The organism is Tabrizicola oligotrophica, from assembly GCF_011008935.1.
Classification (GTDB): domain Bacteria; phylum Pseudomonadota; class Alphaproteobacteria; order Rhodobacterales; family Rhodobacteraceae; genus Tabrizicola_A; species Tabrizicola_A oligotrophica.
In genome coordinates, this window is the sequence record NZ_JAAIVJ010000005.1 from 217,256 (window position 1) to 243,549 (window position 26,294).

Below are 26,294 nucleotides of genomic sequence, written 5' to 3' on the forward strand. Positions count from 1 at the left end.
CGCCCGAGGAGATCAGCCTTTTTTCACTTCTTTCAGCTTGTCGATCCCCAGCGCGTTCATGGCGAGCTTTTCATAGAACGGCTCCGAGGTGCCCTTCCTGATCTTGCGGATGAAGTATTTTTCGAAGCCAACCTTGGCCAGATGCACCCATTTGCCGGTGGACGACCAGTTCACATTGCGCGGCGGAATCTGCGGCTGGGCGACGAAAGCCACGCCGGAATCGCCGAAATCGGCCAGGCAGACCGCGTTCCAGGTGCCGACCTGATCCGGCTCCTTGCCGCGCAGGAGGTTGCCGATGTTCTGGGCGGTGGCAGTGACCATGCTTTCGATCATGAAGCCGGTCTTGGGCACGCCGCAGGGCACCGGCGTCGGGCCCATCGGCGGGATGGCGACGCAGACGCCGATGGCAAAGATGTTGCGGTATTTCGGGTTCTGCTGGTGATTGTCGACGATGGTAAAGCCGCGCGGGTTCGACAGGCCCTCGATGTCGCGCACCGCCTTCACGCCGCGGAAGGCCGGCAGCATCATGGAAAAGGCGAAGGGAAGCTCGCGCTCGGCCTTGACCGAACCGTCATCGGCGATCTCCTCGACTGTCATCTTGCCGTCCTCGACCTGCTTCACCCGGGTCGAGGTCAGCCATTTGATGTGCTTGGCCCGCATTTCCGATTCCAGAAGCCCCTTGGTGTCGCCCACCCCATCAAGCCCCAGATGGCCGACATAGGGCTCGGAGGTGACAAAGGTCATCGGCACCTTGTCGCGGATCTTCGCCCGGCGCAGCGCGGTTTCCAGAATGAACAGGAATTCATAGGCCGGGCCATAGCAGCTTGCGCCCTGCACCGCACCGATGATGACCGGGCCGGGGTTTTTCAGCAGCTTTTCAAACACCTCGCGCGCTGCTTCGGCATGGTCGACATGGCAGACCGACTGGGTATGCCCGCCATGCGGGCCAAGCCCCGGAATCTCGTCAAAGGCCAGTTCCGGCCCGGTGGCGATGACAAGGTAGTCGTAGGAAACCGACGAGCCGTCCACCAGTTCCACCCGGTTCTCGGCGGGATGCACCTTCTCGGCGGCCATGGTTTTGAAGCCGATGCCCTTTTTCGCCATGGTCGGCGCAAGGTCGATGGTGATGTCGTCGCGCTTGCGCCAGCCGACGGCGATCCAGGGGTTTGACGGCACGAAGTGATACTGCGTGTCCCTGGTGATGACGGTGATCTTGTCTTCCGGCCGGATCTGGTCGGCCAGTTCATAGGCCATGATCGACCCGCCCAGCCCCGCCCCCAACACCACGATATGCGCCATCCCTTGCCCTCCCCGGCATGCCTGCGACTCAGGGAGAGTATACATTAGAATACGTGAATGTGTTGAGAAACTTCAGCCCGCGACAAATCTTCGCGCTGCCATGAAAAAGGCCCGCAAAAGCGGGCCTTTGACCGGTTCAGCAAGGCCAAACCACTGCGGCCAGATCACTGCGGAATGTCGCCGGTGATGCCTTCGACGAAGAAGTTCATGCCCAAGAGATCGCCGTCCGGCGCGGTGGCGCCTTCGGCCAGCCAGGCCGAGCCGTCCTGCTTGTTGATCGGACCGGTGAACGGGTGATAGGTGCCCGCCGCGATGGCGTCGCGCAGCGCCTCGGCCTCGGCCTTGACTTCGGCCGGAACCGCAGCGGTGATCTCGCCGATCAGCACTTCGCCGCCGGCGATGCCTTCCCAGGCGTCTGCCTGCTCATAGGTGCCGTCCAGCAGCGCGCCGACGCGTTTGACATAGTAGGGACCCCAGTTGTCGATGATCGACGACACACGCGGGCCGTCCTTGTATTCCACCATGTCGGAGGCCTGACCAAAGCCGATCACGGCGCCGTTGGTTTTGGCGGCTTCGGCCAGCGGCGCGGTCGAATCGGTGTGGGCGGCGATCACGTCGACGCCCTGGTCGATCAGCGCCTTGGCGGCATCGGCCTCTTTCGCCGGATCGAACCAGGTATAGGCCCAGACCACGCTCAGCTCGACCGCCGGGTTCACCTTCTTGGCATGCAGGTAATAGCTGTTGATGCCCATGACGACTTCGGGGATCGGGAACGAGCCGATATAGCCGATCTTGTTCGATTTGGTCATCCGGCCGGCAATGGTGCCCTGCACGGCGCGGCCTTCGTAGAAGCGCGCGTTGTAGGTCGAGACGTTCGGCTGGTCGCGCTTGAAGCCGGTGGCGTGTTCGAACTTCACGTCGGGGAATTTGGCGGCGACGGCGTTGGTCGCGTCCATGTAGCCAAACGAGGTGGTGAAGATGATGTTGCAGCCACCAAGCGCCATCTGGGTCAGCACGCGCTCGGCATCGGCGCCTTCCGGCACGGATTCCTGCCATTGCAGCTCGACCTTGTCGCCATAGGCGGCCTGCACCTGCAGCGCGCCGTCATGGTGCTGGAAGGTCCAGCCGCCGTCGCCGATCGGGCCGACATAGACGAAACAGGCCTTCACCTTGTCCATGCCCGCCGCCATGGCCGCACCGCCCGAAAGCGTCAGGCCAAGGCCCAGCGCGGCGGAGGCCAGAAGGGTTCTTCTCAACATGCAGTCTCTCCCCGTGGATGGGGCCGTTCCGGCCCCGGTTGATATGTGCCTCAGCGCGAGGCGTGGAAATTCTGACCCAGCGCGGCGGGTGCGTTCAGCGCCGCCTTGCCGCGGCCCGAAGACATGATGACCAATACGACGATGGTTATCAGATAGGGCGACATCGACAAGTACTCGACCGGAATGCTGCTGCCGGCGGCCTGCAGGTTCAGTTGCAGCACGGTAATGCCGCCGAAAAGATAAGCGCCGATTAATGCGCGCCAAGGTTTCCAGCTGGCAAAGACCACGATGGCCAGCGCGATCCAGCCGGCGCCGGCGGTGATGCCGTCGACCCATTGCGGCACGCGCACAAGGCTGACATAGGCCCCGCCCATCCCCGCCATCGCCCCGCCGAAGGCAATGGCGCCGAGGCGGATGCGGTTGACCTTGTAGCCAAGGGCATGCGCCGCCTCGTGGCTTTCGCCCACCGCGCGCAGGATCAGGCCAAGCCGGGTGGATTTCAGCACATACCAGATCACGCCGGTCATGAAGACCGAGAAGTAGACCACCCAGTCATGGCTGAACAGCACCCGGCCGAAGAACGGAATGTCGGCCAGCGGACCAAGGGGCACCGCGCCGGTGGCGGCTGGCTTCAGCCCGTTGTAGCCTTGGCCCAGAAGCGCCGACAGCCCAAGGCCGAAGAGCGTCAGCGCCAGCCCTGTCGCCACTTGATTGGCCAGAAGAACCTGCGTCAGGAAGGCGAAGATCAGGCTCAGCCCCGCCCCGCCGATGGCGCCGCCGACAAAGCCCAGAAACGGGCTGCCGGTCTGGATGGTGACCATGAAGCCGACGATGGCCCCCATGATCATCATCCCCTCGACCCCAAGGTTCAGCACCCCGGCCTTTTCCACCACCAACTCGCCCAGCGCCGCCAGCAGGATCGGCACCGAGGCCGCCATCAGCGAGGCAATCAGGATCGCCGGATTGATACCGCCAAAGTCCATGTCACTTGCCCCCCATGAAGGTTCTGATCCGGTAGTTCGTCAGCACATCCACCCCCAGAAGGAAGAACAGCAGCATGCCCTGAAACACCTGAATCGTGGCCGAGGGCAGGCCGAGGTTGGTCGAGGCCATCTCGCCGCCGACATAGGTCAGGGCCATCAGCACACCGGCAAAAACAATGCCGATCGGGTTCAGCCGGCCAAGGAAGGCGACGATGATCGCGGTAAAGCCATAGCCGACGTTGAAGTCGATCGTGATCTGCCCTGCCGGGCCGGTGACTTCGAACAGCCCCGCCAACCCCGCCAAAGCGCCCGACAGGCCCATGCACAGCACCACCAGTTTCGACGGGTTCACCCCGTGAAAGCGCGCCGCGCGCGGGGCCTGACCGGAAAGCCTGATCTGAAAGCCGATGATGTGGCGCGACAGCAGCACCCAGGCCACCCCTGCCACCGCCAGCGCCGTCACCACGCCCCAATGGATGCCCGACCCGGCGATCAGCTCGGGGTTTGCGGCGGCCGGATAGCTGGAGAAGTTCCGGCTGCCCGGAAAGCCCATGCCCTCGGGGTTCTTCAGGAACCCGGTCGAGGCCTTGGCCAGAATGGTCTGCGCCACATAGACCAGCATCAGCGAGACAAGGATTTCGTTGGTGTGGAACCGGGTTTTCAGAATGGCCGGGATCATCGCCCAGGCCCAGCCGCCGAAAGCGCCGGCAATCACCATTGCGGGGTAGATCCAGCGGCTTTCCGTCGGATAGACCGCCAGACCTACCGCCGCGCCGCAGATCGCGCCCATGATGTACTGACCCTCGGCCCCGATGTTCCAGATCCCCGCCCGGAACCCCAGAGCCAGCCCGATGGCGATCAGGATCAGCGGCCCGGCCTTCACCAGCAACTGCCCGCGCAGGTAGAAGGCGAATTCGCCGAACAGCGGGTCCCAGAAGATGGTGCGGATCACCTCGAACGGGTCCTTGCCCATGGTTGCAAACAGCATGCCCCCGACGATCATCGTCAGGATCACCGCCATGACGGGCGTGCCGTAAAGCCAGAGCTTCGACGGGTTCGGGCGCTTTTCAAGCCTCAGCAAGGTGGGCCACCTCCATGCCATGCGCGCCGCCCATCATCAGACCGATCTGGTCGATGGTCAGGCCCTTCACGGGCCGGGGGGCGGTCAGCCTCCCCTCGTTCAGAACGGCAAATGTGTCTGCGATTTCAAGAAGTTCCTCTAGATCCTGGCTGATGACCACCACGGCGGCCCCCTCGGCTGCGCGGTCAAGAATGGCCTGCCGGATCGCTGCCGCCGCCGCCGCGTCGACACCCCAGGTCGGCTGGTTGATGACGATGACGTCGGGGTTCTGCATCAACTCGCGCCCGACCACGAATTTCTGCAGATTGCCCCCCGACAGCGCGCGCGCCGCGACATGGCTGCCCGGCGTGCGCACGTCATAGGTCTTGATGATCGCCTCGGCAAATTCCCTTGCCGCGGGCCAGTTGATGAAGCCGTTCCTCGTCAGCCCCTTGCGGACGCCCCCGGTCAGAAAGGCGTTTTCCACCAAGGACATGTCCGGCGCCGCGCCATGGCCCAGACGGTCCTCGGGCGCCATGACGAAACCGATCTTGCGTCGCTCCGCCGGCCCCATCGCGCCCACCGACACGCCGGTCGCCTTTACCATGCCATCCCCTGACCTGATCTCGCCCGAGAGCGCCAGCAAAAGCTCGTCCTGCCCGTTGCCGGCCACCCCGGCAATGCCCAGAACCTCGCCCTTCCTCACGGTGAAGGTCACGTCCTTCAGGCTGGTGCCAAAGGCAATGGGCGAGGCGACGGCCAGCCTCTTGACTTCCAGCGCCGCATGGGGGCCGCCCCAATCCTTTGGCGCGGGCCGTTCCGGTGGGGTCAGCGTCGCGCCGACCATCATCTCGGCCAGCTCCCGCGCCGTCGAGGCCTTGGGGTCGGCGGTGCCCACCACCTTGCCGCGCCGCAGGATCGTGGCCGCATCGCACAGGCTGCGGATTTCCTCAAGCTTGTGGGAAATATAGAGAATCGCCGTGCCCTCTGCCGAAAGCTGCCGCAGGGTGCGAAACAGGACTTCCACCTCCTGCGGCGTCAGGACCGAGGTCGGCTCGTCCATGATCAGCAGTCTGGGATCTTGCAGCAGGCAGCGGATGATCTCCACCCGTTGCCGTTCCCCCGCCGACAGATCGCCCACCATGCGCGACGGGTCCAGTGGCAGGCCGTATTCCTCGGAGACCGCCTTGATCCGCGCTGCGAGTTGCTTCATCGGCGGCGGGTTTTCCATGCCGAGCGCCACGTTCTCCGCGACATTCAGCGCTTCGAACAGCGAGAAGTGCTGAAACACCATGGCCACCCCGGTCGCCCGTGCCACCCGGGGCGCCGCCGGGGCATAGTCGCCGCCCTTCCAGGTCATCCGGCCGGTGTCGGGCTTTACCAGGCCATAGATCATCTTGACCATGGTCGACTTGCCCGCGCCGTTCTCGCCCAGAAGCGCGTGAACCTCGCCCTCGCGGATGGCGAAACTTACGTCCGAGTTGGCCACCACGCCGGGATAGGCCTTGGTGATCCCCTCGACGGACAGCAGAATGGGCCGCTCGCTCATGTGCCGGTGTTCTCCCTGATCTGACCACGGGCACGCCGGGACAGGAAATGGCTGGCCGCGCCGATGGCGATGGCCTGCGGATGCTTGCCTAAGGTCGGATCGCCGATCGGGCAATCAATTCCTGCAATCGCTTGCGGCGAATGTCCCAAGCCAGCCAGCCGCGCCCGGAACCGCGCCCATTTTGTCGCCGAACCGATCAGGCCGCAGGCGGCAAAGCCATGGGCCAGCAGGCGGTGGCACAGTTCAAGGTCAAGCGCATGGGAAAAGGTCAGGATCAGATGCTCGGCATCCTTCGGGGCAAGGGCCACGGCGAGCGCCGGATTGGCCACAGGCAAGGCTTTGACATTGCTTGGGATATCGCCTGGAAACCGCTCTGGCGCCGTGTCGACCCAGGTGATCTCCAGCCCCGGCAGTGGCGCCAGCACGGCGATCAGCGCCCGGCCGACATGGCCCGCGCCCCAGATCCACAGCTGCCGTGACGGGGCGGCCAAAGGCTCCACCATCCAGCCTTGCACCAGCTGTGGGGCAGGGGCCTCACCCCGGCCGCGCGCCCGGTCCATCAGCCGCCGGACGGCCAGAGGAAGGGCACTGCCATCAAGGCTGCGGGCAATCACCGCCGCCGCCATCGGCAGGTTGCCGGCGTGATAGACCTCGGTCAACAGCGTCACCGCCCCGCCGCAGCATTGGCCCAGCTTCGGTCCCAGCGCCTCATGATCCAGCCGCAGCCCGCCCTTGCCCAGCATGTCCCGGGCACGCTGCACCGCTTGCCATTCCAGCGCCCCGCCGCCGATGGTGCCGGATTGACCCTCGGCCCAGACCAACATCGAAGCGCCGGTTTCGCGCGGGGCGGAGCCCTTGGCACCGGCAATCACCACACGAGCCACGCGGGAGTGGCGGGCGACGGCATGGGTGAGGGAGGTCAGATCAAACATTGCCCTGTTGCCTTCTGACCGCCATCAGCACCCGCTCCGCCGTGGCGGGCGCATCCAGCGCGACATAGGCCGACCCGTCGCCGCAGGCCGCCACCGCATCCGACAGCGCCATCAGCGCCGAAATCCCAAGGTTGAACGGCGGCTCGCCCACGGCTTTCGACTTGCCCACCGTGTCCTCGCGGTTGGGCTTGCCCCAGAGCGCGACGTTGAACACCGGCGGTCGGTCGGAACAGGCCGGGATCTTGTAGGTCGAGGGCGCATGGGTGGTCAGCCCGCCCTTGCCGTTCCAGACCAGCTCTTCGGTGGTCAGCCAGCCCGCGCCCTGCACGAAGGCGCCCTCCACCTGCCCGATGTCCAAAGCCGGGTTCAGCGATGTGCCGGTGTCATGCAGGATATCCACCCGCAGCATCCGGTTTTCGCCAGTCAGCGTGTCCAGCACCACCTCGGTCACCGCCGCGCCATAGGCGAAATAGAGGAACGGCCGGCCACGGCCCTTCACCCGGTCCCAGGTGATTTTCGGCGTCGCGTAATAGCCGGTCGACGAGAGCGAGATGCGCGCCTGATAGGCCCAGGCGGCGACCTGGGCAAAGGCGTAATGCTCGCCCGCGAGTTTGACGAGACCGGCTTCGAACCGCACCGAGGCCGCCTTGGTCTGGTGCTTGTCGGCGATGAAATCGGCCATCCGGCCGCGGATCGTCTCGGCCGCCGCCCGCGCCGCCATGCCGTTCAGGTCCGAGCCGGAACTTGCCGCCGTGGCCGAAGTGTTCGGCACCTTGGCGGTGTCGGTTGCGGTGATCTTCACCGCCGCCGCCTCCAGCCCGAAGACATCGGCCACCACCTGAGCGACCTTCTGGTTCAGCCCCTGACCCATCTCGGTGCCGCCGTGGTTCAGCATGACCGAGCCGTCCTGATAGACATGCACCAAGGCCCCGGCCTGATTGAGCCAGGTAAGGGTGAAGGAGATGCCGAACTTCACCGGCACCAGCGCAATGCCGCGCTTCAATATCGGATTCGTGCTATTCCAGGCGGCGATTTCCGCCTTCCGCGCCAGATAATTGCTGGTTTTCTCCAATTCCGCCACCAGCTCATGGCCGATGAAATCCTCCATCTCCATGTGGAAGGGCGTGGTCTGCGGCTGCGAGTTGGCCGGCGAATGCGGCCCGCCAAAGCGCGTGCCGCTTCCCGGCCCGCCGGTCCCGTTCGAGCGGTAGAAGTTCAAAAGCCGCACCTCCAGCGGCTCGCGCCCGGTGGCATGGGCGACATGGTCGATCACCCGCTCGATGCCGACAATCCCCTGCGGCCCGCCGAAGCCGCGATAGGCGGTGGCGCTTTGGGTGTTGGTCTTCAGCCGGTGGCTTTCGATGCGGATGTCGGGCAGGTGATAGCAGTTGTCGGCATGCAGCATCGCCCGGTCGGCGACCGGCAAGGACAGATCCTGGCTCCAGCCACAGCGGAAGAGATGGGTGAACTCGATGCCGGAAATCCGGCCCTCGGCGTCATGGCCGACGCGGTAGCGGATGCGCAGGTCATGCCGCTTGCCGGTAATCATCATGTCATCGTCGCGGTCATAGCGCATCTTGCAGGGCCGCCCGGTGGCGCGGGCGGCCAGCGCGCAGGCAATCGCCAGCGCGTTGCCCTGGCTTTCCTTGCCGCCAAAGCCGCCACCCATCCGCCGGGTTTCCACCCGCACCGCCGACATCGGCAGATGCAGGGCATGGGCCACCTTGTGCTGGATCTCGGTCGGATGCTGGGTCGAGGAGATCACATTCACCCCGCCATCCTCGGCCGGCAGGGCCAGCGCGACCTGACCTTCAAGGTAGAAATGCTCCTGCCCGCCGACCTCGAATGTGCCTTCAAGGACATGCGGCGCGCGGGCAATCGCGCCGGCCGCATCACCCTTGGCCCAGATCACCGGCCCCTGTTCAAAGCGGCTGTTCGCCGCCAGCGCATCATCGACGGTCAGCAGCGCCGGCAGCTCGTCATAGGCCACGCGGCCCAGCCGAGCGGCCTTCCTCGCGGCCAGATGGCTGTCGGCCACCACCAGAAACACCGGCTGGCCGATGTAATGCACCCGGCCCACTGCCAGCAGCGGCTCGTCAAGCACGGAAGGCGAGCAATCGGGCATCTCGCCGAAGCCCTTTGGCCAGTCCTCGGCCGAGAACACCGCCACAACGCCCGGCGCGGCGCGCACCGCCGCAAGATCCATTCCGGTGATCGTGCCATGGGCGCAGCTCGATAGGCCAAAGGCCAGATGCAATGCGCCGGCCGGCAGCGGCACATCGTCGGCATAGCGCGCCTGACCCGTGACATGCAGCGGTGCGGAATCGTGGGGAAGCGGCTTGCCCATCGTCATGGCGCGACCTCCAGCACCGAAACCGGATGCCCGGCGAGGTCATGGAAATAGCGCGTCAGCATGTTCTGCGCGGCGGTCAGCCGGTAAGCGGCACTGGCGCGCATGTCGCTCAGCGGTGTGAAATCCTGCGCCATGGCCTCGCGCGCGGCTGCGATGGTTGCAAGGTTCCAGGGTTGGTTCACAAGCGCGGCCTCGGTCGCGGCTGCCCGCTTGGGAATGCCCGCCATGCCGCCAAAGGCGATCCGGGCGCTTTGCACTTTTCCGTCATTCAGGACTACATTGAAGCCGCCACAGGCCGCAGAAATGTCCTGATCGAACCTTTTCGACAGTTTGTAGATCCGAAGTGCCGGGGCGTGGGCCGGGATCGTCACCGCCTCGACGAACTCGCCGGGGCGCCGGTCCTGCTTGCGATAGTCAAGAAAGAACGCCTCCAGCGGCAGCTCGCGCCGGGTGCCCCCTTGCCGCAGATGCAGCGTCGCGCCAAGGGCGATCAGCGCCGGCGGGGCATCACCGATGGGCGAGCCGTTGGCGATGTTGCCGCCGATGGTGGCGGCGTTGCGGACCTGAAGGCTGGCGAAGCGCCGCAGCATCTCGGCAAAGGACGGGTGCAGCGGTGCCACCGCTTCGCGCAGGGCTTCGACGGTGACGCCCGCGCCGACCCGCAGGCTGTCGCCCTGCCGCTCGATCCGGGCCATCTCGGCGATGCCGTTCAGGAAGGTGGGCTTCGGCAACTCGCGCAGCTGCTTTGTCACCCAGAGCCCGACATCGGTGGCCCCGGCGATCAGCGTGGCGTCGGGGTTGGCCTGATACCAGTCGGCCAGCTCGTCCACGCTGCGCGGGCTGAACCCCAGCGGGGGCGCTTCGCCCCCCGCACCCCCAGAGGATATTTGCGCCACATTGAAGGCATCGGTCGTCATCCAGTCTGGCACTGGCGCGCTTTCCGCGGCCTTGGCGGCGCGGATGATCGGGGCATAGCCGGTGCAGCGGCAGAGGTTGCCGGCCAGAACCGTGTCATGATCCCTGCGCCCCTGCAGATGGCCAACCGCCATCGACACGCAGAACCCCGGCGTGCAGAAGCCGCACTGGCTGCCGTGATGGTCGACCATTGCCGTCTGGACCGGGTGCAATGCGCCCTGCGGCCCGCAAAGCCCTTCGACGGTGCGGACGGCCTTGCCTTGCACCTGCGGCAGGAACAGGATGCAGGCATTCAGCGCCCGCGTACCGGCCGCATCCGTCACCATGACCGTGCAGGCGCCGCAATCGCCCTCGTTGCAGCCTTCCTTGGTGCCGGTCAGTCCCTTGGTCTCGCGCAGAAAATCGAGAAGCGTCCGGGTCGGTGCCTCGCCCGCAACCCTGACCGGCGTTCCGTTGAGCAGAAACGCGATCTCAGACATGTATCAACCCGCCGCCTTCTCCCCGGTTCAGGCCCTGTGCATGTCCGCCCGATGCGGCGTAAAGCGGAGCATGCGCCCGATGTGGCATTTTGCCTCTGGTCTGGTGCCATGAAGCCATGCAGGGATGGAGTCTGGCAAGCCCCATCTTTCGGCGGCATTTGGAAGCAGCTTCAAATTTCGCCAGTTAATCGGCGCGGCCCACCCGGCCCTTTCGCGGCTGGGGCGGCTCGGCTAGGCTGGACCCATGGCAGCCCCCCGATTCATCCACCTTCGCGTCCACACCGAACATTCGCTCCTTGAAGGGGCGGTGCCGGTGAAGAAACTGGTCAAGACCTGCGCCGGCATGGGCATGCCCGCCGTCGCGGTGACCGACACCAACAACATGTTCGCGGCGCTGGAATTTTCGGTGCTGGCCAAGGATGCCGGGCTGCAACCGATCGTCGGCTGCCAGATCAGTCTGGCGCATGACCCGGCCCAGCCCGGCGAAAAGCCCCGCGCGCCGGCGCCCGTGGTGCTGCTGGCGCAGTCTGAAGCGGGCTACATGAACCTGATGAAGCTGAACTCTTGCCTCTACATCGACGGCAAGGGCGTTGGGGGCGGCCAGCTGCCGCAGGTGACGCTGGAGGAGCTTGCGGCGCATTCGGACGGCCTGATCTGTCTGTCTGGCGGGCCGGACGGGCCCTTGGGCCGGTTTCTGGCCGCAGGGCAGGGGGCCAAGGCGCGCGCGCTTCTGGAGCGGCTGGCGGCGATCTATCCGAACCGGCTTTATGTCGAGTTGCAGCGCCATCCCGGCGAGGGTGGCAAGCTGCCCGAAGCCGAGGCGCGGTCAGAGCGCGGCCATATCGAGTTTGCCTATGAGATGGGCCTGCCGCTGGTGGCCACCAATGACGTCTATTTCCCGAAATCCGAGATGTACGAGGCGCATGATGCGCTGATCTGCATCGCGGAAGGGGCTTATGTCGATCAGCTGGACCCCCGCCGCCGCCTGACGCCGCAGCACTATCTGAAAAGCGAATCCGAAATGGCGGCATTGTTCGCCGACCTGCCGGAAGCCTTGGAAAACACGGTGGAAATCGCCCGGCGCTGCGCCTTCATGGCGTCCAAGCGCAAGCCGATCCTGCCGCGGTTCGCCGATGACGAGGTGGAGGAGTTGCGCCGTCAGGCCTGGGAGGGGCTGGAAAAGCGCCTTGCGGTGATCGAGCTCGCTGCCCCCCGCGAGGAATACGAGGCGCGGCTGAAGTTCGAGATCGAGATCATCGAGAAGATGGGTTTCCCCGGCTACTTCCTGATCGTGTCCGACTTCATCAAATGGGCGAAGAAGCACGACATTCCGGTCGGGCCGGGGCGCGGCTCGGGCGCCGGTTCGCTGGTGGCCTATGTGCTGACCATCACCGACCTTGACCCGTTGCGCTATGCGCTTCTGTTCGAGCGGTTCCTCAACCCCGAGCGGGTTTCGATGCCCGACTTCGACATCGACTTCTGCATGGACCGCCGCGAGGAGGTGATCCGCTATGTGCAGGAGCATTACGGCCGCGAAAAGGTGGCGCAGATCATCACCTTTGGCGCGCTGCTGTCCAAGGCCGCCGTGCGCGACGTCGGGCGCGTGTTGCAGATGTCTTACGGGCAGGTCGACCGGCTGTCGAAGATGATCCCGGTCGAAGGGGTGAAGCCGGTCAGCATCACCAAGGCCTTGGCCGACGAGCCGCGCCTGCGCGAGGCGGCGAAGGAAGAGGTGGTGGGCCGGCTCTTGACCTATGCCGAACAGGTCGAAGGGCTGTACCGCAACGCCTCCACCCACGCCGCCGGGGTGGTGATCGGCGACCGTCCCTTGGACGAATTGGTGCCCTTGTATCAGGATCCGCGCTCGGACATGCCGGCGACCCAGTTCAACATGAAATGGGTCGAAGCGGCGGGGCTGGTGAAGTTCGACTTTCTGGGCCTGAAGACCCTGACTGTCATTCAGGATGCCATCCGCCAGATCCGCGAGCAGGGCCGTCCCTTGCACATCGCCGCCGATGGCCGGCAGCTTTACGCCCCGAAACCGGGGGCGGAAAATGACATCGGCCATATCCCCTTGGACGACAAGGCGACCTATGAGCTTTACGCCGCCGCCAAGACCGTGGCGGTGTTTCAGGTGGAAAGCTCTGGCATGATGGATGCGCTGAGGCGCATGAAGCCGACCTGCATCGAAGATATCGTGGCGCTGGTGGCGCTCTATCGCCCCGGTCCGATGGAAAACATCCCGACCTATTGCGAAGTGAAGCACGGGCTCAAACCGCTGGAGTCGATCCATCCGACCATCGACCATATCCTGAAGGAAACCCAGGGCATCATCGTTTACCAAGAACAGGTGATGCAGATCGCGCAGGTCATGGGGGGGTATTCGCTTGGCGGGGCCGATCTCTTGCGCCGCGCCATGGGCAAGAAGATCGCCGAGGAAATGGCCAAGGAACGGCCGAAGTTCATCGAAGGCTGCAAGAAGACCCACGACATCGATGCCAAGAAATCCGGCGAGGTCTTTGACCTTCTGGAGAAATTCGCCAACTACGGCTTCAACAAGTCGCACGCGGCGGCCTATGCCGTGGTCAGCTATCAGACCGGCTGGCTGAAGGCCAATCACCCGGTCGAATTCATGTCCGGCGTGATGAACTGCGATATCCATCTCACCGACAAGCTGGCGGTCTACAAGCGCGAGCTGGACAAGATGGGCGTCAAGGTGGTGGCGCCTTGCGTCAATGCCTCGGGTGCGACCTTCAAGGTCAAGGATCAGGCGCTGGTCTATGCCTTGGGCGCGCTGAAGAACGTCGGCGTCGAGGCGATGAAGATGATCGTCGAGGCCCGGCAGGTCGAGGGGCGCGAAAAGCCCTTCGCGACGCTGTTCGACTTTGCCCGCCGGGTGGACCTGAAGCGCGTCGGCAAGCGCCCGCTGGAAATGCTGGCCCGCGCCGGCGCCTTTGACCAGCTTGACCCCAACCGCGCCCGGGTGTTCGAGGCGCTGGACGGGCTGGTGGCCTATTCGGCGGCCATTCATGAGGCGAAATCCTCCAATCAGGTCAGCCTGTTCGGCGACAGCGGCACCGATATTCCCGAACCCCGCGTGCCCTACCGCGACGACTGGCTGCCGGTGGAGCGGCTGGGCCATGAGCATCAGGCGGTGGGCTTCTACCTGTCCGGTCACCCGCTTGACGATTACATGTCGGCCCTGAAGCGTAAGGACGTGAAAACTCTGGCCGAGGTCACGCAGATGGTTCTTGCCCAAGGCTCGCCCAAGGTGGTGAAGATCGCCGGTTCCGTCGCCGCCAAGCAGGAACGCAAATCGGCCAAGGGCAACCGCTTTGCCTTTGTGTCGCTGTCAGACCCGACCGGGCTTTACGAGGTCACGGTCTTCTCCGACGTGCTGGAAGCCGCGCGTGATCACCTTGAACCCGGCAAGAACGTAGTCCTGACCGTCAAGGCCGATCCCGACGGCGAGGGGGTGAAACTGCTGGCCAACGGGGTTTCCCCCATTGATCAGGTGGCCGATCAGGCCGGGGCGCAGGCGATCCGCATTCACCTGAACCGGCTGGAAACCATCCCCTCGCTGGCTGGCCTTCTGGACAAGCTGGAAGGCAAGAGCCGCGCGCAGATCACGCTGTGCCTGCCCGATGACACGGGCCGAGAGATTGATGTGACCCTGCCGAAGCCCTATCCGGTCACACCGCAAATCCGCGGCGCGATCAAGGCCATGCAGGGCGTGGTGCTGGTCGAGGACATCTGACATGGGCCGGATCACCACTGGCGGCTGTCTGTGCGGGGGGCTGCGCTTTACAGCACGGGGCGAGCCCTATCGCACCGGCCTTTGCCACTGCCTTGACTGCCGCAAGAACCACGGCGCCTTGTTCCACGGCTCGGCGATCTTCCCCGAGGCTGCCGTCACCATCACCGGCGAGCGGCGCGACTACAAGGGCCGCTTCTTTTGCCCGACCTGCGGCTCTCCGGTCTATGCCCATTTCGGCGATGAGATCGGCATCAACCTTGGCGCCTTCGATGCGCCCGACCAATTCCGCCCGACCTATGAGCTGTGGACGGTGCGGCGCGAAGGCTGGCTGCCGGAATTCCCGCTCAAGCACCGTTACGCCGGCAATCGGCTGTCCGACGGGCGCAGCGAGGACTGACGCCGCGCCCGTGCCCCGCCCAGCTGGATCAGCGCCACTCCGCCAAGGATCAGCGTCAGCGCCACGATCTCTGGAAGGCCGATCGTCTCGCCCACCGCCCCGCCGATGATGACGGCCACCACCGCCGGCAGATAGGTCGCGCCCGAGGCCCCGACGGCCCCCAGTTTCTGCACCATGTAATAGTAGATCAGATAGGCCAGACCCGTGCCCAGCACGCCCAACCCCAGCACCAGCGCCCAAAGCGCGCGGGGGTGGTCTAGGATCACCGTGATGCCGTGAAAATCCGTCACTGCAGCAAGGGTCAGGGAGGCAAGTCCGGTCTGCCATGTCGCCAAGGCCACCGGCGCGAGGCCCAGAGGGGCCAGATATCGGCGGGCATAGACAAAGGAAATCCCCACGCTCACCACCCCCGACAACAGCCAGGCCACGCCGCGCAGCGAAATTGTCGCGCCGTTTTCCCAAGGCCGCGCAGTCAGCGCGATGCCGATGAACCCCAGGGCCACCCCAAGGGCGATCAGGCCATTCGGCCGCTCGGTTCGCAGGAAAACCAGTGTAGTCAGGAAGGTCACGATCGGAATCGCCCCACCCAGAAGCCCCGCCACCGATGAGGGCAACAATGCCCCGCCGGCAACAAAGCCATAGTAGTAGAACGAGGTCGCCAGCACCGACATCACCGCGAAATGCGGCAAGTGGCGCAATTGGGCGCGCGTGAACGCCCCGGTCCAGACTGCATAGCCCGCCAGCGGCAGGAAGCCCGCGACCACCCGCAGGAACACCACCTGCATCGGCGGCAGAACCTCGGTCGCCATCTTGATGAAGATGAAGTTCGACCCCCAGACGAAACCGATGAGGATCAGGGCTGCATAGGCACGCGCCATGGGGAAACCTTTCGTTGCTCCGCCCTTATGCCGCAAAGCCTTTCCCCTTTCACGCCAGAAGAAAACCTGTCAGGCTGTAGAAAACCTACAGGCTTTGCCCCGATGCTGCCCCCGCTCAAACTGCCCACCCGCAAGTTGCCGCCGCTGAACAGCCTGCGCGCCTTCGAGGCCGCGGGCCGGGCGCTGTCGTTTCGCGCGGCGGCCGAGGAACTGGCCGTCACCCAGGGCGCCGTCGCCCAGCAGGTGCGCGGGCTGGAAGATCATCTTGGCCTGACCCTGTTCCACCGCCTGCCGCGCGGGCTGGCGCTGACCCCGGAGGGCAAGGCCTATCTGGCCGAGGTCAGCGCTGCCTTCGACACGCTGACGAGCGCCACCGCCCAGCTTGTGGCCCGGCCGGCCCGCGTGACGATCTCGGTGACGCCCACTGTGGCGACCCGGCTCTTGATCCCGCGCATGGCCGAGTTGCGGGCCGCGCTGCCGGGAGTGGAGTTGCGCACCATTGCCGAAGAGGACCTGCCCGATTTCACCCGCGATGACGTGGATGTCGCCATCGGCCTTGCCCGCCCGCCCTTTGCCCCTGAAGTCGAGGCGCGGCTTTTGCTTCCGCAAGACCTGATTGCGGTGGCGAGCCCGGCGCTGGTCGGCCAACGCCCCTTGCCGCTGGATGAAACCGAAATCCTGAGCCTGCCCTTTGTCCATCATTGCCTCGATCACTGGCAGGGCTTTCTTGGTGGCAGGCAGCCCAACCCCGGACCGCGCTTCAGCCTGACCACACTGGCCATTGATACGGCCGTGGCGGGGCAGGGGGTGATCGTGGTCAACCGCGCGCTTGTGGCGGCAGAGCTTGCCGACGGGCGGCTCGAACAGGTGATGGCGCGGTCGATGCGGGTCAGCCCGGACTACTACATCCTGCGCAAGCGCCAGCCTGATCGCAGCGCCGGGGCAGCGGCACTCTGGCGCTGGTGTCTCGACCGGCTGTCCGCCGCCGGGGTGTGACGCGCCCGGCCGTCAGACCAGCCGCCGCCCGAGCTTGGCGAAACTCACTGCCAAGACGATGCGCAGGACGTGATGGGCGGTGACGTAGATCACCGACATGTTCAGGCTCAGGGCGATCAGGCTCATCTCGGCCAGCCCGCCCGGCGCGAAGGCGAGGAAACCCGCCGCCACCGGCTCGCCCGTCACCCCATGCACGACGCCGGCAAATCCAAAGGCCAGCCCCAGCGCCAACGCGCCGTTCAGCATCGCCAGCCGCCCGCACCGGGCAAGCATGCGCCGGTCCATGCCGACAAAGCGCACGCCCAGACCCGCGCCAAGGATGACCTGCGTGACCGACACCAGCCAGCCCGGCGGGATGGCCTGCATCAGGCCGGTGACATGCAATATGGCCGAACACAGCAAGGGCCCGGTGATGATGTAGCCCGGCAGCCGCAACCGCTTGCCCGCCTGCGCCCCGATCAGCCCGGCGGCGATCATCAGCCCGATGTCACGCACCGTCAGCGGCGCCGCCCCGCCGACCATGGTCGCTCCCGCCGCCGATCCCACCGCATGCCCGGTCAGCGCCAGAAAGATCAGCGGTACGGTGATGATGGTCAGGATCAGCCGCAGCGTCTGCACCACGATCAGCAGGCGCACATCTGCCCCCGCCTCCTCGCCCATCTGCACGCTTTCGATCAGGCCCCCCGGCACTGCGCCGTAAAACGCCTCGGCCGGGGCGAAACCGCCGCGCCGGAACACGGCATAGCCGAGCGCATGGGCCAGCGGCACAAAGACGAACAGCGCCGCCAGCGATGGCCCCCAGCCAAGCGCCGCGCGGGCCACCTCGGGCGTGAAGGCGCCGCCGATTGCCACGCCGATCACCGGCACAAAGGAAAACCGCAACCGGGCGGGCAGGGTCGGCAGCTTGCCAAAGGGCTTGGCACCCAGCGCCGACAGGACGCCCACCAGCACCATCGACCCCAGAAGATAGCCCAAGGGCAGATGCGCGGCATGGGCCAGAACGCCTCCGACCGCCCCCAGGGCCAGCGTCAGGCCCAGCGCGACAAGATCAACGCCCAGAACCCGCATGGCTTACCAATGCGGTGGCGGCACGTTGGCTTCGGCGCTGCCGAGGCCCGAAGCCTCGCGTTCGGCCTCGCGCTCCATCAGCATCTGCACCCGCCGCTTCAGCGTGTCGATCTCGCGCGCTTGCGCCGCCACCACGTCCGACAGCTCATCGACCGCGCGGATCAGATGCGCGATGCGTTCTTCCAGCCTGTCCAGAGGTTCCATGCGCCATCCGCCGCTTGCCGTGCCTTTGCCCCTTCGTTAGAGGAAGGGCCAAGCGATGCAAGGTGCAATCCCATGTCCGATGCCAAAATCCGCCGTCCCAAGGCAGAAACCCCGAAAGGCTTCCGCGATTATTTCGGCCCGGAAGTGACCGAACGCAAGGCGATGCTGGATGCGATCACCGGGGTCTATCATCGCTACGGCTTTGACCCGCTGGAAACCTCGGCGGTCGAGACGGTGGAGGCCTTGGGCAAATTCCTGCCCGATGTCGACCGCCCGAACGAAGGCGTCTTTGGCTGGCAGGACGAGGACGGCGACTGGCTGGCGCTGCGCTATGACCTGACCGCGCCCTTGGCGCGCGTCGCGGCGCAGTTCCGCAATGACCTGCCGGCGCCCTACCGGCGCTATGCCATGGGTCCGGTCTGGCGCAACGAAAAGCCGGGGCCGGGGCGGTTCCGGCAGTTCTATCAATGCGATGCCGATACGGTCGGCTCCGGCTCGGTCGCTGCCGATGCCGAGATCTGCGCCATGCTGTCGGATGCCCTCGAAACCGTCGGCATTCCGCGCGGCGACTATGTGGTGAAGGTGAACAACCGCAAGGTGCTGAACGGGGTGATGGAAGTGGCGGGCGTGCTCGACCCGGCGAACCCTGACCGCTTCGCCCATGAGCGCGGGATCGTCCTGCGCGCCATCGACAAGATCGACCGGCTGGGGGATGACGGCGTGCGGGCTTTGCTGGGGGCCGGCCGCAAGGATGAGAGCGGCGATTTCACCAAGGGCGCGGGGCTAACAGAACACCAAATTGGAACCATCATGACATTCGTCAGCGCGAATACCGCGATTGACAATATGGTGTTTGAGTCGTCACAGGCTGCCGCCCCTTCACACATCAGGGAGATGTCGCATTCGCCCGAGTTCAGGAATGGGGTCGCGTGCTTGTATCTTGAGACAATTGTCGGCTCCAGCCAAATTGGCTTGGAGGGGGTTCAAGAGCTAAAGCAAATCGCGGATCTTCTACAGACTCAAGGCTACGGCGCAGATCAAATTCGGATTGATCCCGGCGTCGTCCGCGGCCTCGGCTATTACACCGGCCCGGTCTATGAGGCCGAGCTGACCTTTGAAATCCTCGACGAAAAGGGCCGCAAGCGGCAGTTCGGCTCGGTGGCGGGCGGTGGGCGTTATGACGATCTGGTCAAGCGCTTCACCGGGCAGGCGGTGCCGGCCACGGGCGTGTCGATCGGCGTTGACCGTCTCCTTGCCGCCTTGCGCGCCAAGGGGCGCGTCGGCGGCGCCTCGGCGGGTCCGGTGGTGGTGACGGTGATGGACCGCGACCGGATGGCCGATTACATGGCCATGGTGGCCGATCTGCGCAATGCGGGCATTCGGGCGGAAGTCTATCTCGGCAACCCCAAGAACTTCGGCAACCAGTTGAAATACGCCGACAAACGGCAATCCCCCGTGGCGGTGATCCAGGGCGGCAACGAAGCGGAAAAGGGCGTGGTCATCCTGAAGGACCTGATCCTTGGGGCGCAGATCGCCCAGAACGCCACGCTGGAAGAATGGAAGGACCGTCCCGCGCAAGTGGAAGTGCCCCGCGCCGATCTGGTGGCGGCGGTGCGGAATATGCTGGGGCAATGATGGGCTTCGCCAGCCCCCCCTCCCTCTCCCTCCCCCACAAGGGGGGAGGGCAGTGCAAGGCGCCAAAGGTCTGCGCAAGACGGCGGGCGATGAGGGCCTCCCCTCCCCCCCGTGGGGAGGGGCTGGGGGTGGGGGGCCAGCTTGCCCGCAACTCTGCCCGCAACGGGAACACCAAATGACCACGAAACCCGCCATCCGCGCCGAGGCCGAACGCCTTTACGCCGCCTTCCTTGCCGCCGGGGCTGCACCGGTCGAGGCCGACATCCTGCTGCCGGCCGACACCATGCTTGACCTTTACGGCGAGGACATCCGCGCCCGGGCCTATGTCACCCATGACCCCCTGCGCGGCGAGATGATGCTGCGGCCCGACTTCACCGTGCCGGTGGTGCAGGCCCATATGGCCCATGGCGCCGACCCGGCGCGCTATGCCTATATGGGCGAGGTCTTCCGCAAGCAGGACCACCTTGGCCCGCGCGCCAGCGAATATCTGCAGGTCGGCTTCGAAGTCTTCGACCGCGCCGCGCCCGAGGCCGCCGATGCCGAGGTTTTCGCGCTGTTTTCGCAAGCCCTGCAAGGGCTTGCCCTGCGCGCCGTGACCGGCGACATCGGCATCCTGATGGCCGCCGTACGGGGCCTTGACACCACGCCGCGCCGCAAGGCTGCCCTCTTGCGCCACATCTGGCGGCCGAAGCGTTTCCGCGCCCTGCTCGACCGGTTCGCCGGCCGCGCGCCGATGCCGCCCGCCCGGGCGCAGCTGCTGGAGCGGCTGGCCAAGGGCAGCCCGTCGGAGCTGATCGCGCAGGCCGCGCCGCTGATCGGCCTGCGTGGCGAGGCGGAAATCGCCGCCCGCGCCAGCGCCCTGATCGAGGATGCGGGCGCGAAGCCGATCGCGGCCCCGGCGGCGGCGCTGCTTTACGATCTCCTCGGCCTGCAGGCCCCGGCCCAGTCGGCGCTGGAGCATCTGCGCGGCATCACGCCGCTGCTGCCGGCCATCGCCCCGGCGGTCGCCCGCTTTGCCACAAGGCTGGAGGCGCTCAAGGCCCGCGGCGTTGACACGGCCACGCTGGCCTTCGAGGCGAGCCTTGGCCGCACCACGATGGAATATTACGACGGCTTCACCTTTGCCTTCATCGGCCCGGCCGATCTGCCCCCGGTGGCCAGCGGCGGGCGCTATGACGCGCTGACGGCGGTGCTGGGGCAGGGCAAGTCCATCCCGGCCGTCGGCGGGATCATCCGGCCCAATCTGGTGGCTGCGCTGAAGGGGGCCGCGTGATGCTGAAAATCGGGGTGCCGTCCAAGGGGCGGCTGATGGAAAAGACCTTCGACTGGTTCGGCGCCCGCGGCGTCACCATGCAGCGCACCGGCAACGAGCGGGAATATTCCGGCGCGGTCGACGGGATTGCCGGAGTGGAACTGGTGCTGCTGTCCGCCGGGGAAATCCCGCGCGAGCTGGCGGCGGGGCGGATTCACCTTGGCGTCACCGGATCGGACCTCGTGCGCGACAAGCTGGCGGACTGGGAGGTTCAGGTCGCCGAGCTTGCCCCCTTGGGCTTTGGTCATGCCGATCTCATCATCGCGGTGCCCGATGCCTGGATCGACGTCGACACGCTGGATGATCTCGACGCGGCGGCCGGCGCCTTCCGGGCCGCCCATGGCTTCCGGCTGCGCATTGCCACCAAGTATCACCGGCTGGTGCGCGAGTTCCTGACGGCGCAGGGCGTCGCCGATTATCAGCTCGTGGACAGTCAGGGCGCGACCGAAGGCACGGTGAAGAACCTGACCGCCGAGGCGGTGGCCGACATCACCTCGACCGGCGAGACGCTGCGCGCCAACCATCTGAAGATCCTGTCGGATGGGCTGGTGCATCAAAGCCAGGCGACGCTCTACGCCGCCCGCGCCGCCGACTGGTCCGAGGCGGGGGCAGTGCTGCGGGCGCTTGCCGGCCGGCTGGGCGTCAAGCTGCCCGACGGGTTCTGACCGGGGCTTGACGCCGGACCCAAAGGCTCTACCCTCGGGCCGTTCCCACAGGGTCCTTCCGATGCGCGCGCTTGCTTTTCTTCTTCTGCTGCTTCCGGCGACCGCCCTTGCCCAAGGCACGGCCAGCGGCGGCGACCTGCGCGCGGCCATTGTCGGCAACACGGTGGAGGGGGCGATGGCGGCCTCTGGCCCCTATGCCGAATTCTACGCCCCCGACGGCACGATCCGCGCCGCCGATTACGCCGGTCGCTGGTCGATCAATGGCGCGAAGATGTGCTTTGACTACGGCGACGGGCCTGCCGGCTGCTGGCGGGCGGTGATCTCCGGGGCGCAGGTGGTCTGGATCGGGCCTGCGGGCGAAGAGGGCTCAGGTGTCATCCGTTCCGGTAATCCGGCGGGCTGGTGAGGGCCTGCGCGCCACCAGCGCCACGCCCAGACCCGCCAGCGCCATGCCCGCCCAACCCAGCACCGGCATCACCTCGCCCAGAAGCGGCCAGGCGCAAAGCGCCGACAGCGCCGGCACGAGGTAGAACAGCGACGACACCCGCGCGACTTCGCCGACGCGGATCATCGCCAGCAAAAGCGACATGGCCAGCAGTGAATTGCCGATGACCAGATAGGCCATGGACCAGAGAAATTCCGGCGCCCAGTCGATCGCCGTATTTTCGGTCAGCAGCGCGGCGGGCACGCAAAAGGCCGCCCCCACCGCGTATTGGATGAGGTTCGACGCCACCGGATGGTGGCTCACGCCAAAGCGCTTTTCCCAAAGCGTGCCCGCGGTGATGCCGAACAGCGCCAGAACGGTCAGCCCGACCCCAAAGGCGTTCTCGACGGCGATGCTGGAGCGGCCGGCAATCGCCAGCGCCGCGCCAAGAAGGCCAAGGATCAGCCCGAGCCAGCCCTTGCCGCTGACCGCCTCGCCCACCAGCCGGGGGGCGACAAGCGCCACAAGGATCGGTTGCAGGCAGACGACGATCGCCACCGCCCCCGCCGAGACACCGGACTTGAAGGCGACATAGCACAGGCCGAAATAGACGACCTGGATGAGAAACCCCACGATCGCCACATCGCGCGCCCCACGCAGCGAGGGCATCGGCGGGCGCATCACCAGCGCGACCGGGATCAGGAGCGCCAGAACCATGCTGTAGCGCAGCGCCAGCACAGTCAGCGGCGCGGCATGGGCAACGGCGATCTTGGCGACGGCAAAGCCGGCCGACCACAGGATCAGGAACACGACAGGGGCGGCGATCAGCCAGAGCGGGCGGTGGGTCATGGCCTCCTTCATGCCGGGGCCTGGCCGGAATGAAAAGGGGCGGGGCCGGCTGGACCTAAGGGTTCACCCGGCTGGCCAGTTCGCGGATCAGGGCGCGGGGCGTGTTCTGGTGACCTTGCGACCCCAACATGCGGTCGCGCAGCCGACAACGAGGGCGCCTTTTCAGCGCAGCCCGATTTCCGCCAGCGCCTGTTCCAGCGCCGGGGGCAGTTTGTCATCCCGCTCGCGGCCCTGCGGCAGATCGCGCGGGGTTTCCTCAGGGACCAGATAGCGCCAGCCCTGAAACGGGCGGCGGGGGGCCGCCTCGGTGCGGATCACCTCGGCGTCCAGGACCAGCGCGCAACGCGCGATGCCATCGGCGCCCCGGCGTTCCTCCAGTCCGACGATGCGTTGCCGGGCCAGCACCACGCCCTTGATGACCCAGTAAAGCGAGCCGCCGGCAAGGATTTCCCCGGCACGTTTCGGCCACATCCGGGTGACATGCTCTGCCGTTCCGGGCGCCCAGCGGGGGGCGTTGTCCTTCTGCCAGTCGAGCAGGTCCTCGACCGATTCTGCCCCGACGCAAAGCTTGATGATGTTCAGATGGTCCACGATTCCCCCGGCGATTCCCCCGGCCGCCTGCCCCACACAATAGGGCGCGGGCCGGCATCCTCAAGGCTTGCCGCTTGCCGCCCATGGGCGTATCTTGGGCCTTCGCCCGAGCGCCCCACAAGAGATTCCCCAAAGGACTGCCGATGTCGCCCTTCTCCGCCCCCATTGCCGAAGCCATCTGGGACATGAAATACCGTTTCAAGGAAGCTGACGGCACCCCGATCGACGGCACGGTCGAGGATTCGTGGCGCCGCATCGCCCGCGCGCTGGCCGAGGTCGAGAAAGACCCGGCGCTGTGGGAGGACCGCTTCTACAAGGCGCTGGAAGGCTTCAAATACCTGCCCGCCGGCCGCATCACCGCAGGCGCCGGCACCGCGCGCAATGTGACGCTGTTCAACTGCTTTGTCATGGGCACCGTGCCCGACAGCATGGCCGGCATCTTCGACGCGCTGAAAGAGGCCGCGCTGACCATGCAGCAGGGCGGCGGCATCGGCTATGACTTCTCCACCATCCGCCCGCGTGGCGCCGAGGTGAAGGGCGTGGCCGCCGATGCCTCGGGGCCGCTCTCGTTCATGGATGTCTGGGATGCCATGTGCCGCACCATCATGTCGGCAGGCAGCCGCCGGGGCGCGATGATGGCGACCATGCGCTGCGACCATCCCGATATCGAGGCCTTCATCGAGGCCAAGAAAGACCCGGCCCGCCTGCGCATGTTCAACCTCTCGGTGCTGGTGACAGATCCCTTCATGGCCGCCGTCAAGGCCGACGGCCCGTGGGAGCTGACCTTCGGCGGCAAGGTGTTCCGCACTCTGCCGGCGCGCGATCTGTGGAACAAGATCATGCGCAACACCTATGACTTCGCTGAACCCGGCGTCATCTTCATCGACCGCATCAACAAGGCCAACAACCTTGGCTATGTCGAGACCATTGCCGCGACCAACCCCTGCGGCGAACAACCGCTGCCGCCCTATGGCGCCTGCCTTCTGGGCTCGATCAACCTGCCGACGCTGGTGACCGGGGCCTTCACCGCCGCGGCGCAGCTTGACCCGGCGGCGCTGGACGATCTGGTCCGCCTTGCGGTGCGGATGATGGACAATGTGGTCGATGCCTCGCGCTTCCCGTTGCCGCAGCAACAGGCCGAGGCGCAGAACAAGCGCCGCATCGGCCTTGGCGTCACCGGCCTTGCCGACGCGCTTCTGATGCTGGGCCTGCGCTATGGCTCGCCCGAGGCCGCCGCCCAGACGGAAGACTGGATGCACGCCATCGCGCGGGCCTCCTACCTTGCCTCAGTCGATCTGGCGAAAGAGAAGGGGGCCTTCCCGCTGTTTGACGCCGAGGGCTATCTGGCCTCGGGCAACATGATGCAGATGGATGCCGATGTGCGCGACGCGATCCGCAGCCATGGCATCCGCAACGCGCTGCTGACCTCCATCGCGCCCACCGGAACCATCAGCCTTTATGCCGGCAACGTCAGTTCCGGCATCGAGCCGGTCTTTGCCTATGCCTATACCCGCAAGGTTCTGCAAAAGGACGGCTCGCGCACCGAGGAGGAAGTGGTGGATTACGCCGTCCGCCTCTGGCGCGAGACCCATGGCGAGGCCCCCTTGCCGGATTACTTCGTGAATGCGCAAACCCTGCCGCCGCTCGACCATGTGCGGATGCAGGCCGCGGCACAGAAATGGATCGATTCGTCGATTTCCAAGACCATCAACTGCCCCGAGGATATTTCCTTCGATGCCTTCAAGGAGGTCTACATGGCCGCCTGGGATCAGGGCTGCAAGGGCTGCACCACCTACCGGCCGAACGATGTCACCGGCTCGGTCCTCACGGTGTCGGAAGCGTCGGACAAGACCCCGTCCGAAGCCCCGGAACAGGTGCAGGGCGGCGAGGTGATCTACCTCTCCGAACCGCTGGAGCGCCCGGCGGCGCTGGAGGGGCATACCTACAAGGTCAAATGGCCGGGGAGCGAACATGCGCTTTATATCACCGTCAATGACGTGGTGATCTCGGGCCACCGCCGGCCGTTCGAGGTGTTCATCAACTCCAAGAACATGGAGCATTTTGCCTGGACCGTGGCGCTGACCCGGATGATCTCGGCGGTGTTCCGGCGCGGCGGCGACATTTCCTTTGTGGTCGAGGAGCTGAAGGCGGTGTTCGATCCGCGCGGCGGGGCCTGGATGGAAGGGCGGTATATCCCCTCGATCCTCGCCGCCATCGGCGGGGTGATCGAGCGCCACCTGATCGCCATCGGTTTCATCGAGGGCGAGGGGCTGGGGTTGAAATCCGACCCGAAGGCCGAGGTGATGGTCGTGGGCGGCGCCCCGCGCGGCAAGGCCTGCCCGTCCTGCGGCAGCTACGCCATGCAGATGAAAGAGGGCTGCATGACCTGCAACGATTGCGGCCATTCAAAATGCGGTTGAGTTCGGGCGGCGGGGTCTGACTCGCCGGAGATCGGATCGGCTTGCCCGACGTGACCCGCCCCGACAGCGTCGTCAGCAGCAAGATGCCAGGGCATGGGTGAGGCCATGTGATCGCCCCGCCGGGTGCAAAGCCGACGGGATGTGACCTGCCCCCCGGAAGTTCCCTCGCTGTGATGTAGAGTCTGCCCAACCTGAAGGAGCAGACGACATGAGGAAAAGCCGTTTCACCGAAGCGCAGATTATCGGGATGATCAAAGAGCAGGAGGCAG

21 protein-coding genes are annotated in these 26,294 nt (G+C 65.9%); 8 read left to right on the forward strand and 13 right to left on the reverse strand.

The window, feature by feature from the left end; all coding sequences use genetic code 11:
• Positions 1-12: 12 nt before the first annotated feature.
• The 8 genes from G4Z14_RS10870 to xdhA all read right to left on the reverse strand — a co-directional run bounded on the left by G4Z14_RS10870 (position 13) and on the right by xdhA (position 10,829).
• Positions 13-1,299 (reverse strand): NAD(P)/FAD-dependent oxidoreductase, encoded by a 1,287-nt coding sequence (locus G4Z14_RS10870; protein WP_164625585.1) that lies wholly within the window; start codon positions 1,297-1,299, stop codon positions 13-15.
• 164 nt (positions 1,300-1,463) lie between these two features.
• Complete coding sequence (locus G4Z14_RS10875) at positions 1,464-2,558, reverse strand: BMP family ABC transporter substrate-binding protein (protein ID WP_164625587.1); 1,095 nt, start codon at positions 2,556-2,558, stop codon at positions 1,464-1,466.
• 50 nt (positions 2,559-2,608) lie between these two features.
• On the reverse strand, positions 2,609-3,541 hold the full coding sequence (locus G4Z14_RS10880) for an ABC transporter permease (protein WP_164625589.1): 933 nt from the start codon (positions 3,539-3,541) through the stop codon (positions 2,609-2,611).
• 1 nt (position 3,542) lies between these two features.
• Positions 3,543-4,622 carry an ABC transporter permease gene (locus G4Z14_RS10885; RefSeq protein WP_164625592.1) on the reverse strand — a complete coding sequence of 360 codons (1,080 nt, stop codon included), beginning with the start codon at positions 4,620-4,622 and terminating at the stop codon, positions 3,543-3,545.
• Positions 4,609-6,150 carry an ABC transporter ATP-binding protein gene (locus G4Z14_RS10890; RefSeq protein ID WP_164625594.1) on the reverse strand — a complete coding sequence of 514 codons (1,542 nt, stop codon included), beginning with the start codon at positions 6,148-6,150 and terminating at the stop codon, positions 4,609-4,611. The genes G4Z14_RS10885 and G4Z14_RS10890 overlap by 14 nt, the downstream gene beginning before the upstream one ends.
• Positions 6,147-7,082, reverse strand: a complete 936-nt coding sequence (gene xdhC / locus G4Z14_RS10895; protein WP_164625596.1) for a xanthine dehydrogenase accessory protein XdhC — start codon at positions 7,080-7,082, stop codon at positions 6,147-6,149. Before xdhC ends, G4Z14_RS10890 begins: the two co-directional genes overlap by 4 nt.
• Positions 7,075-9,435 carry a xanthine dehydrogenase molybdopterin binding subunit gene (gene xdhB, locus G4Z14_RS10900; protein ID WP_164625602.1) on the reverse strand — a complete coding sequence of 787 codons (2,361 nt, stop codon included), beginning with the start codon at positions 9,433-9,435 and terminating at the stop codon, positions 7,075-7,077. Before xdhB ends, xdhC begins: the two co-directional genes overlap by 8 nt.
• On the reverse strand, positions 9,432-10,829 hold the full coding sequence (gene xdhA / locus G4Z14_RS10905; RefSeq protein ID WP_164625604.1) for a xanthine dehydrogenase small subunit: 1,398 nt from the start codon (positions 10,827-10,829) through the stop codon (positions 9,432-9,434). Before xdhA ends, xdhB begins: the two co-directional genes overlap by 4 nt.
• A 244-nt stretch (positions 10,830-11,073) precedes the next feature.
• Here xdhA and dnaE point away from each other — a divergent pair, with 244 nt between their 5' ends.
• Entirely contained in the window at positions 11,074-14,586 is a 3,513-nt protein-coding gene (gene dnaE / locus G4Z14_RS10910; RefSeq protein ID WP_164625606.1) for a DNA polymerase III subunit alpha, read from the forward strand.
• Between the two features lies 1 nt (position 14,587).
• Complete coding sequence (locus G4Z14_RS10915; RefSeq protein WP_164625608.1) at positions 14,588-14,983, forward strand: GFA family protein; 396 nt, start codon at positions 14,588-14,590, stop codon at positions 14,981-14,983.
• Here the strand turns inward: G4Z14_RS10915 and G4Z14_RS10920 are convergent.
• Positions 14,941-15,861, reverse strand: coding sequence for a DMT family transporter (locus G4Z14_RS10920; RefSeq protein ID WP_164625610.1), 921 nt, complete (start codon positions 15,859-15,861; stop codon positions 14,941-14,943). The two genes, G4Z14_RS10915 and G4Z14_RS10920, sit on opposite strands and share 43 nt — an antisense overlap.
• Positions 15,862-15,963: 102 nt before the next feature.
• Between G4Z14_RS10920 and G4Z14_RS10925 the strand changes: the two genes are divergently transcribed.
• On the forward strand, positions 15,964-16,857 hold the full coding sequence (locus tag G4Z14_RS10925; protein WP_164625612.1) for a LysR substrate-binding domain-containing protein: 894 nt from the start codon (positions 15,964-15,966) through the stop codon (positions 16,855-16,857).
• A 12-nt stretch (positions 16,858-16,869) separates the two neighbouring features.
• Here the strand turns inward: G4Z14_RS10925 and G4Z14_RS10930 are convergent, their stop codons facing one another.
• Both G4Z14_RS10930 and G4Z14_RS10935 read right to left on the reverse strand, forming a co-directional pair.
• The gene (locus G4Z14_RS10930; RefSeq protein WP_164625614.1) at positions 16,870-17,925 is read right to left on the reverse strand and encodes an AbrB family transcriptional regulator; all 1,056 of its coding nucleotides are present in this window, start codon (positions 17,923-17,925) and stop codon (positions 16,870-16,872) included.
• A 3-nt stretch (positions 17,926-17,928) separates the two neighbouring features.
• Positions 17,929-18,120 carry a SlyX family protein gene (locus G4Z14_RS10935; RefSeq protein WP_164625647.1) on the reverse strand — a complete coding sequence of 64 codons (192 nt, stop codon included), beginning with the start codon at positions 18,118-18,120 and terminating at the stop codon, positions 17,929-17,931.
• An 81-nt stretch (positions 18,121-18,201) separates the two neighbouring features.
• On the opposite strand from G4Z14_RS10935, the gene hisS reads away from it, so the two are divergent.
• From hisS to G4Z14_RS10955, 4 genes are all read left to right on the forward strand, one after another.
• Positions 18,202-19,764 (forward strand): histidine--tRNA ligase, encoded by a 1,563-nt coding sequence (hisS, locus tag G4Z14_RS10940; RefSeq protein WP_164625616.1) that lies wholly within the window; start codon positions 18,202-18,204, stop codon positions 19,762-19,764.
• Between the two features lie 175 nt (positions 19,765-19,939).
• Entirely contained in the window at positions 19,940-21,037 is a 1,098-nt protein-coding gene (locus G4Z14_RS10945) for an ATP phosphoribosyltransferase regulatory subunit (RefSeq protein WP_164625617.1), read from the forward strand.
• On the forward strand, positions 21,034-21,741 hold the full coding sequence (hisG, locus tag G4Z14_RS10950; protein ID WP_164625619.1) for an ATP phosphoribosyltransferase: 708 nt from the start codon (positions 21,034-21,036) through the stop codon (positions 21,739-21,741). Before G4Z14_RS10945 ends, hisG begins: the two co-directional genes overlap by 4 nt.
• A gap of 61 nt (positions 21,742-21,802) precedes the next feature.
• Positions 21,803-22,147, forward strand: coding sequence for a hypothetical protein (locus tag G4Z14_RS10955; RefSeq protein ID WP_164625621.1), 345 nt, complete (start codon positions 21,803-21,805; stop codon positions 22,145-22,147).
• Here the strand turns inward: G4Z14_RS10955 and G4Z14_RS10960 are convergent.
• Entirely contained in the window at positions 22,109-23,014 is a 906-nt protein-coding gene (locus tag G4Z14_RS10960) for a DMT family transporter (protein ID WP_227751656.1), read from the reverse strand. The two genes, G4Z14_RS10955 and G4Z14_RS10960, sit on opposite strands and share 39 nt — an antisense overlap.
• 162 nt (positions 23,015-23,176) lie before the next feature.
• Positions 23,177-23,608: a DUF1489 family protein gene (locus G4Z14_RS10965; protein WP_164625649.1), complete on the reverse strand. Its 432-nt coding sequence runs from the start codon at positions 23,606-23,608 to the stop codon at positions 23,177-23,179.
• Positions 23,609-23,748: 140 nt separating this feature from the next.
• On the opposite strand from G4Z14_RS10965, the gene G4Z14_RS10970 reads away from it, so the two are divergent.
• Positions 23,749-26,025 (forward strand): adenosylcobalamin-dependent ribonucleoside-diphosphate reductase, encoded by a 2,277-nt coding sequence (locus tag G4Z14_RS10970; RefSeq protein WP_164625625.1) that lies wholly within the window; start codon positions 23,749-23,751, stop codon positions 26,023-26,025.
• Positions 26,026-26,294: the final 269 nt, after the last annotated feature.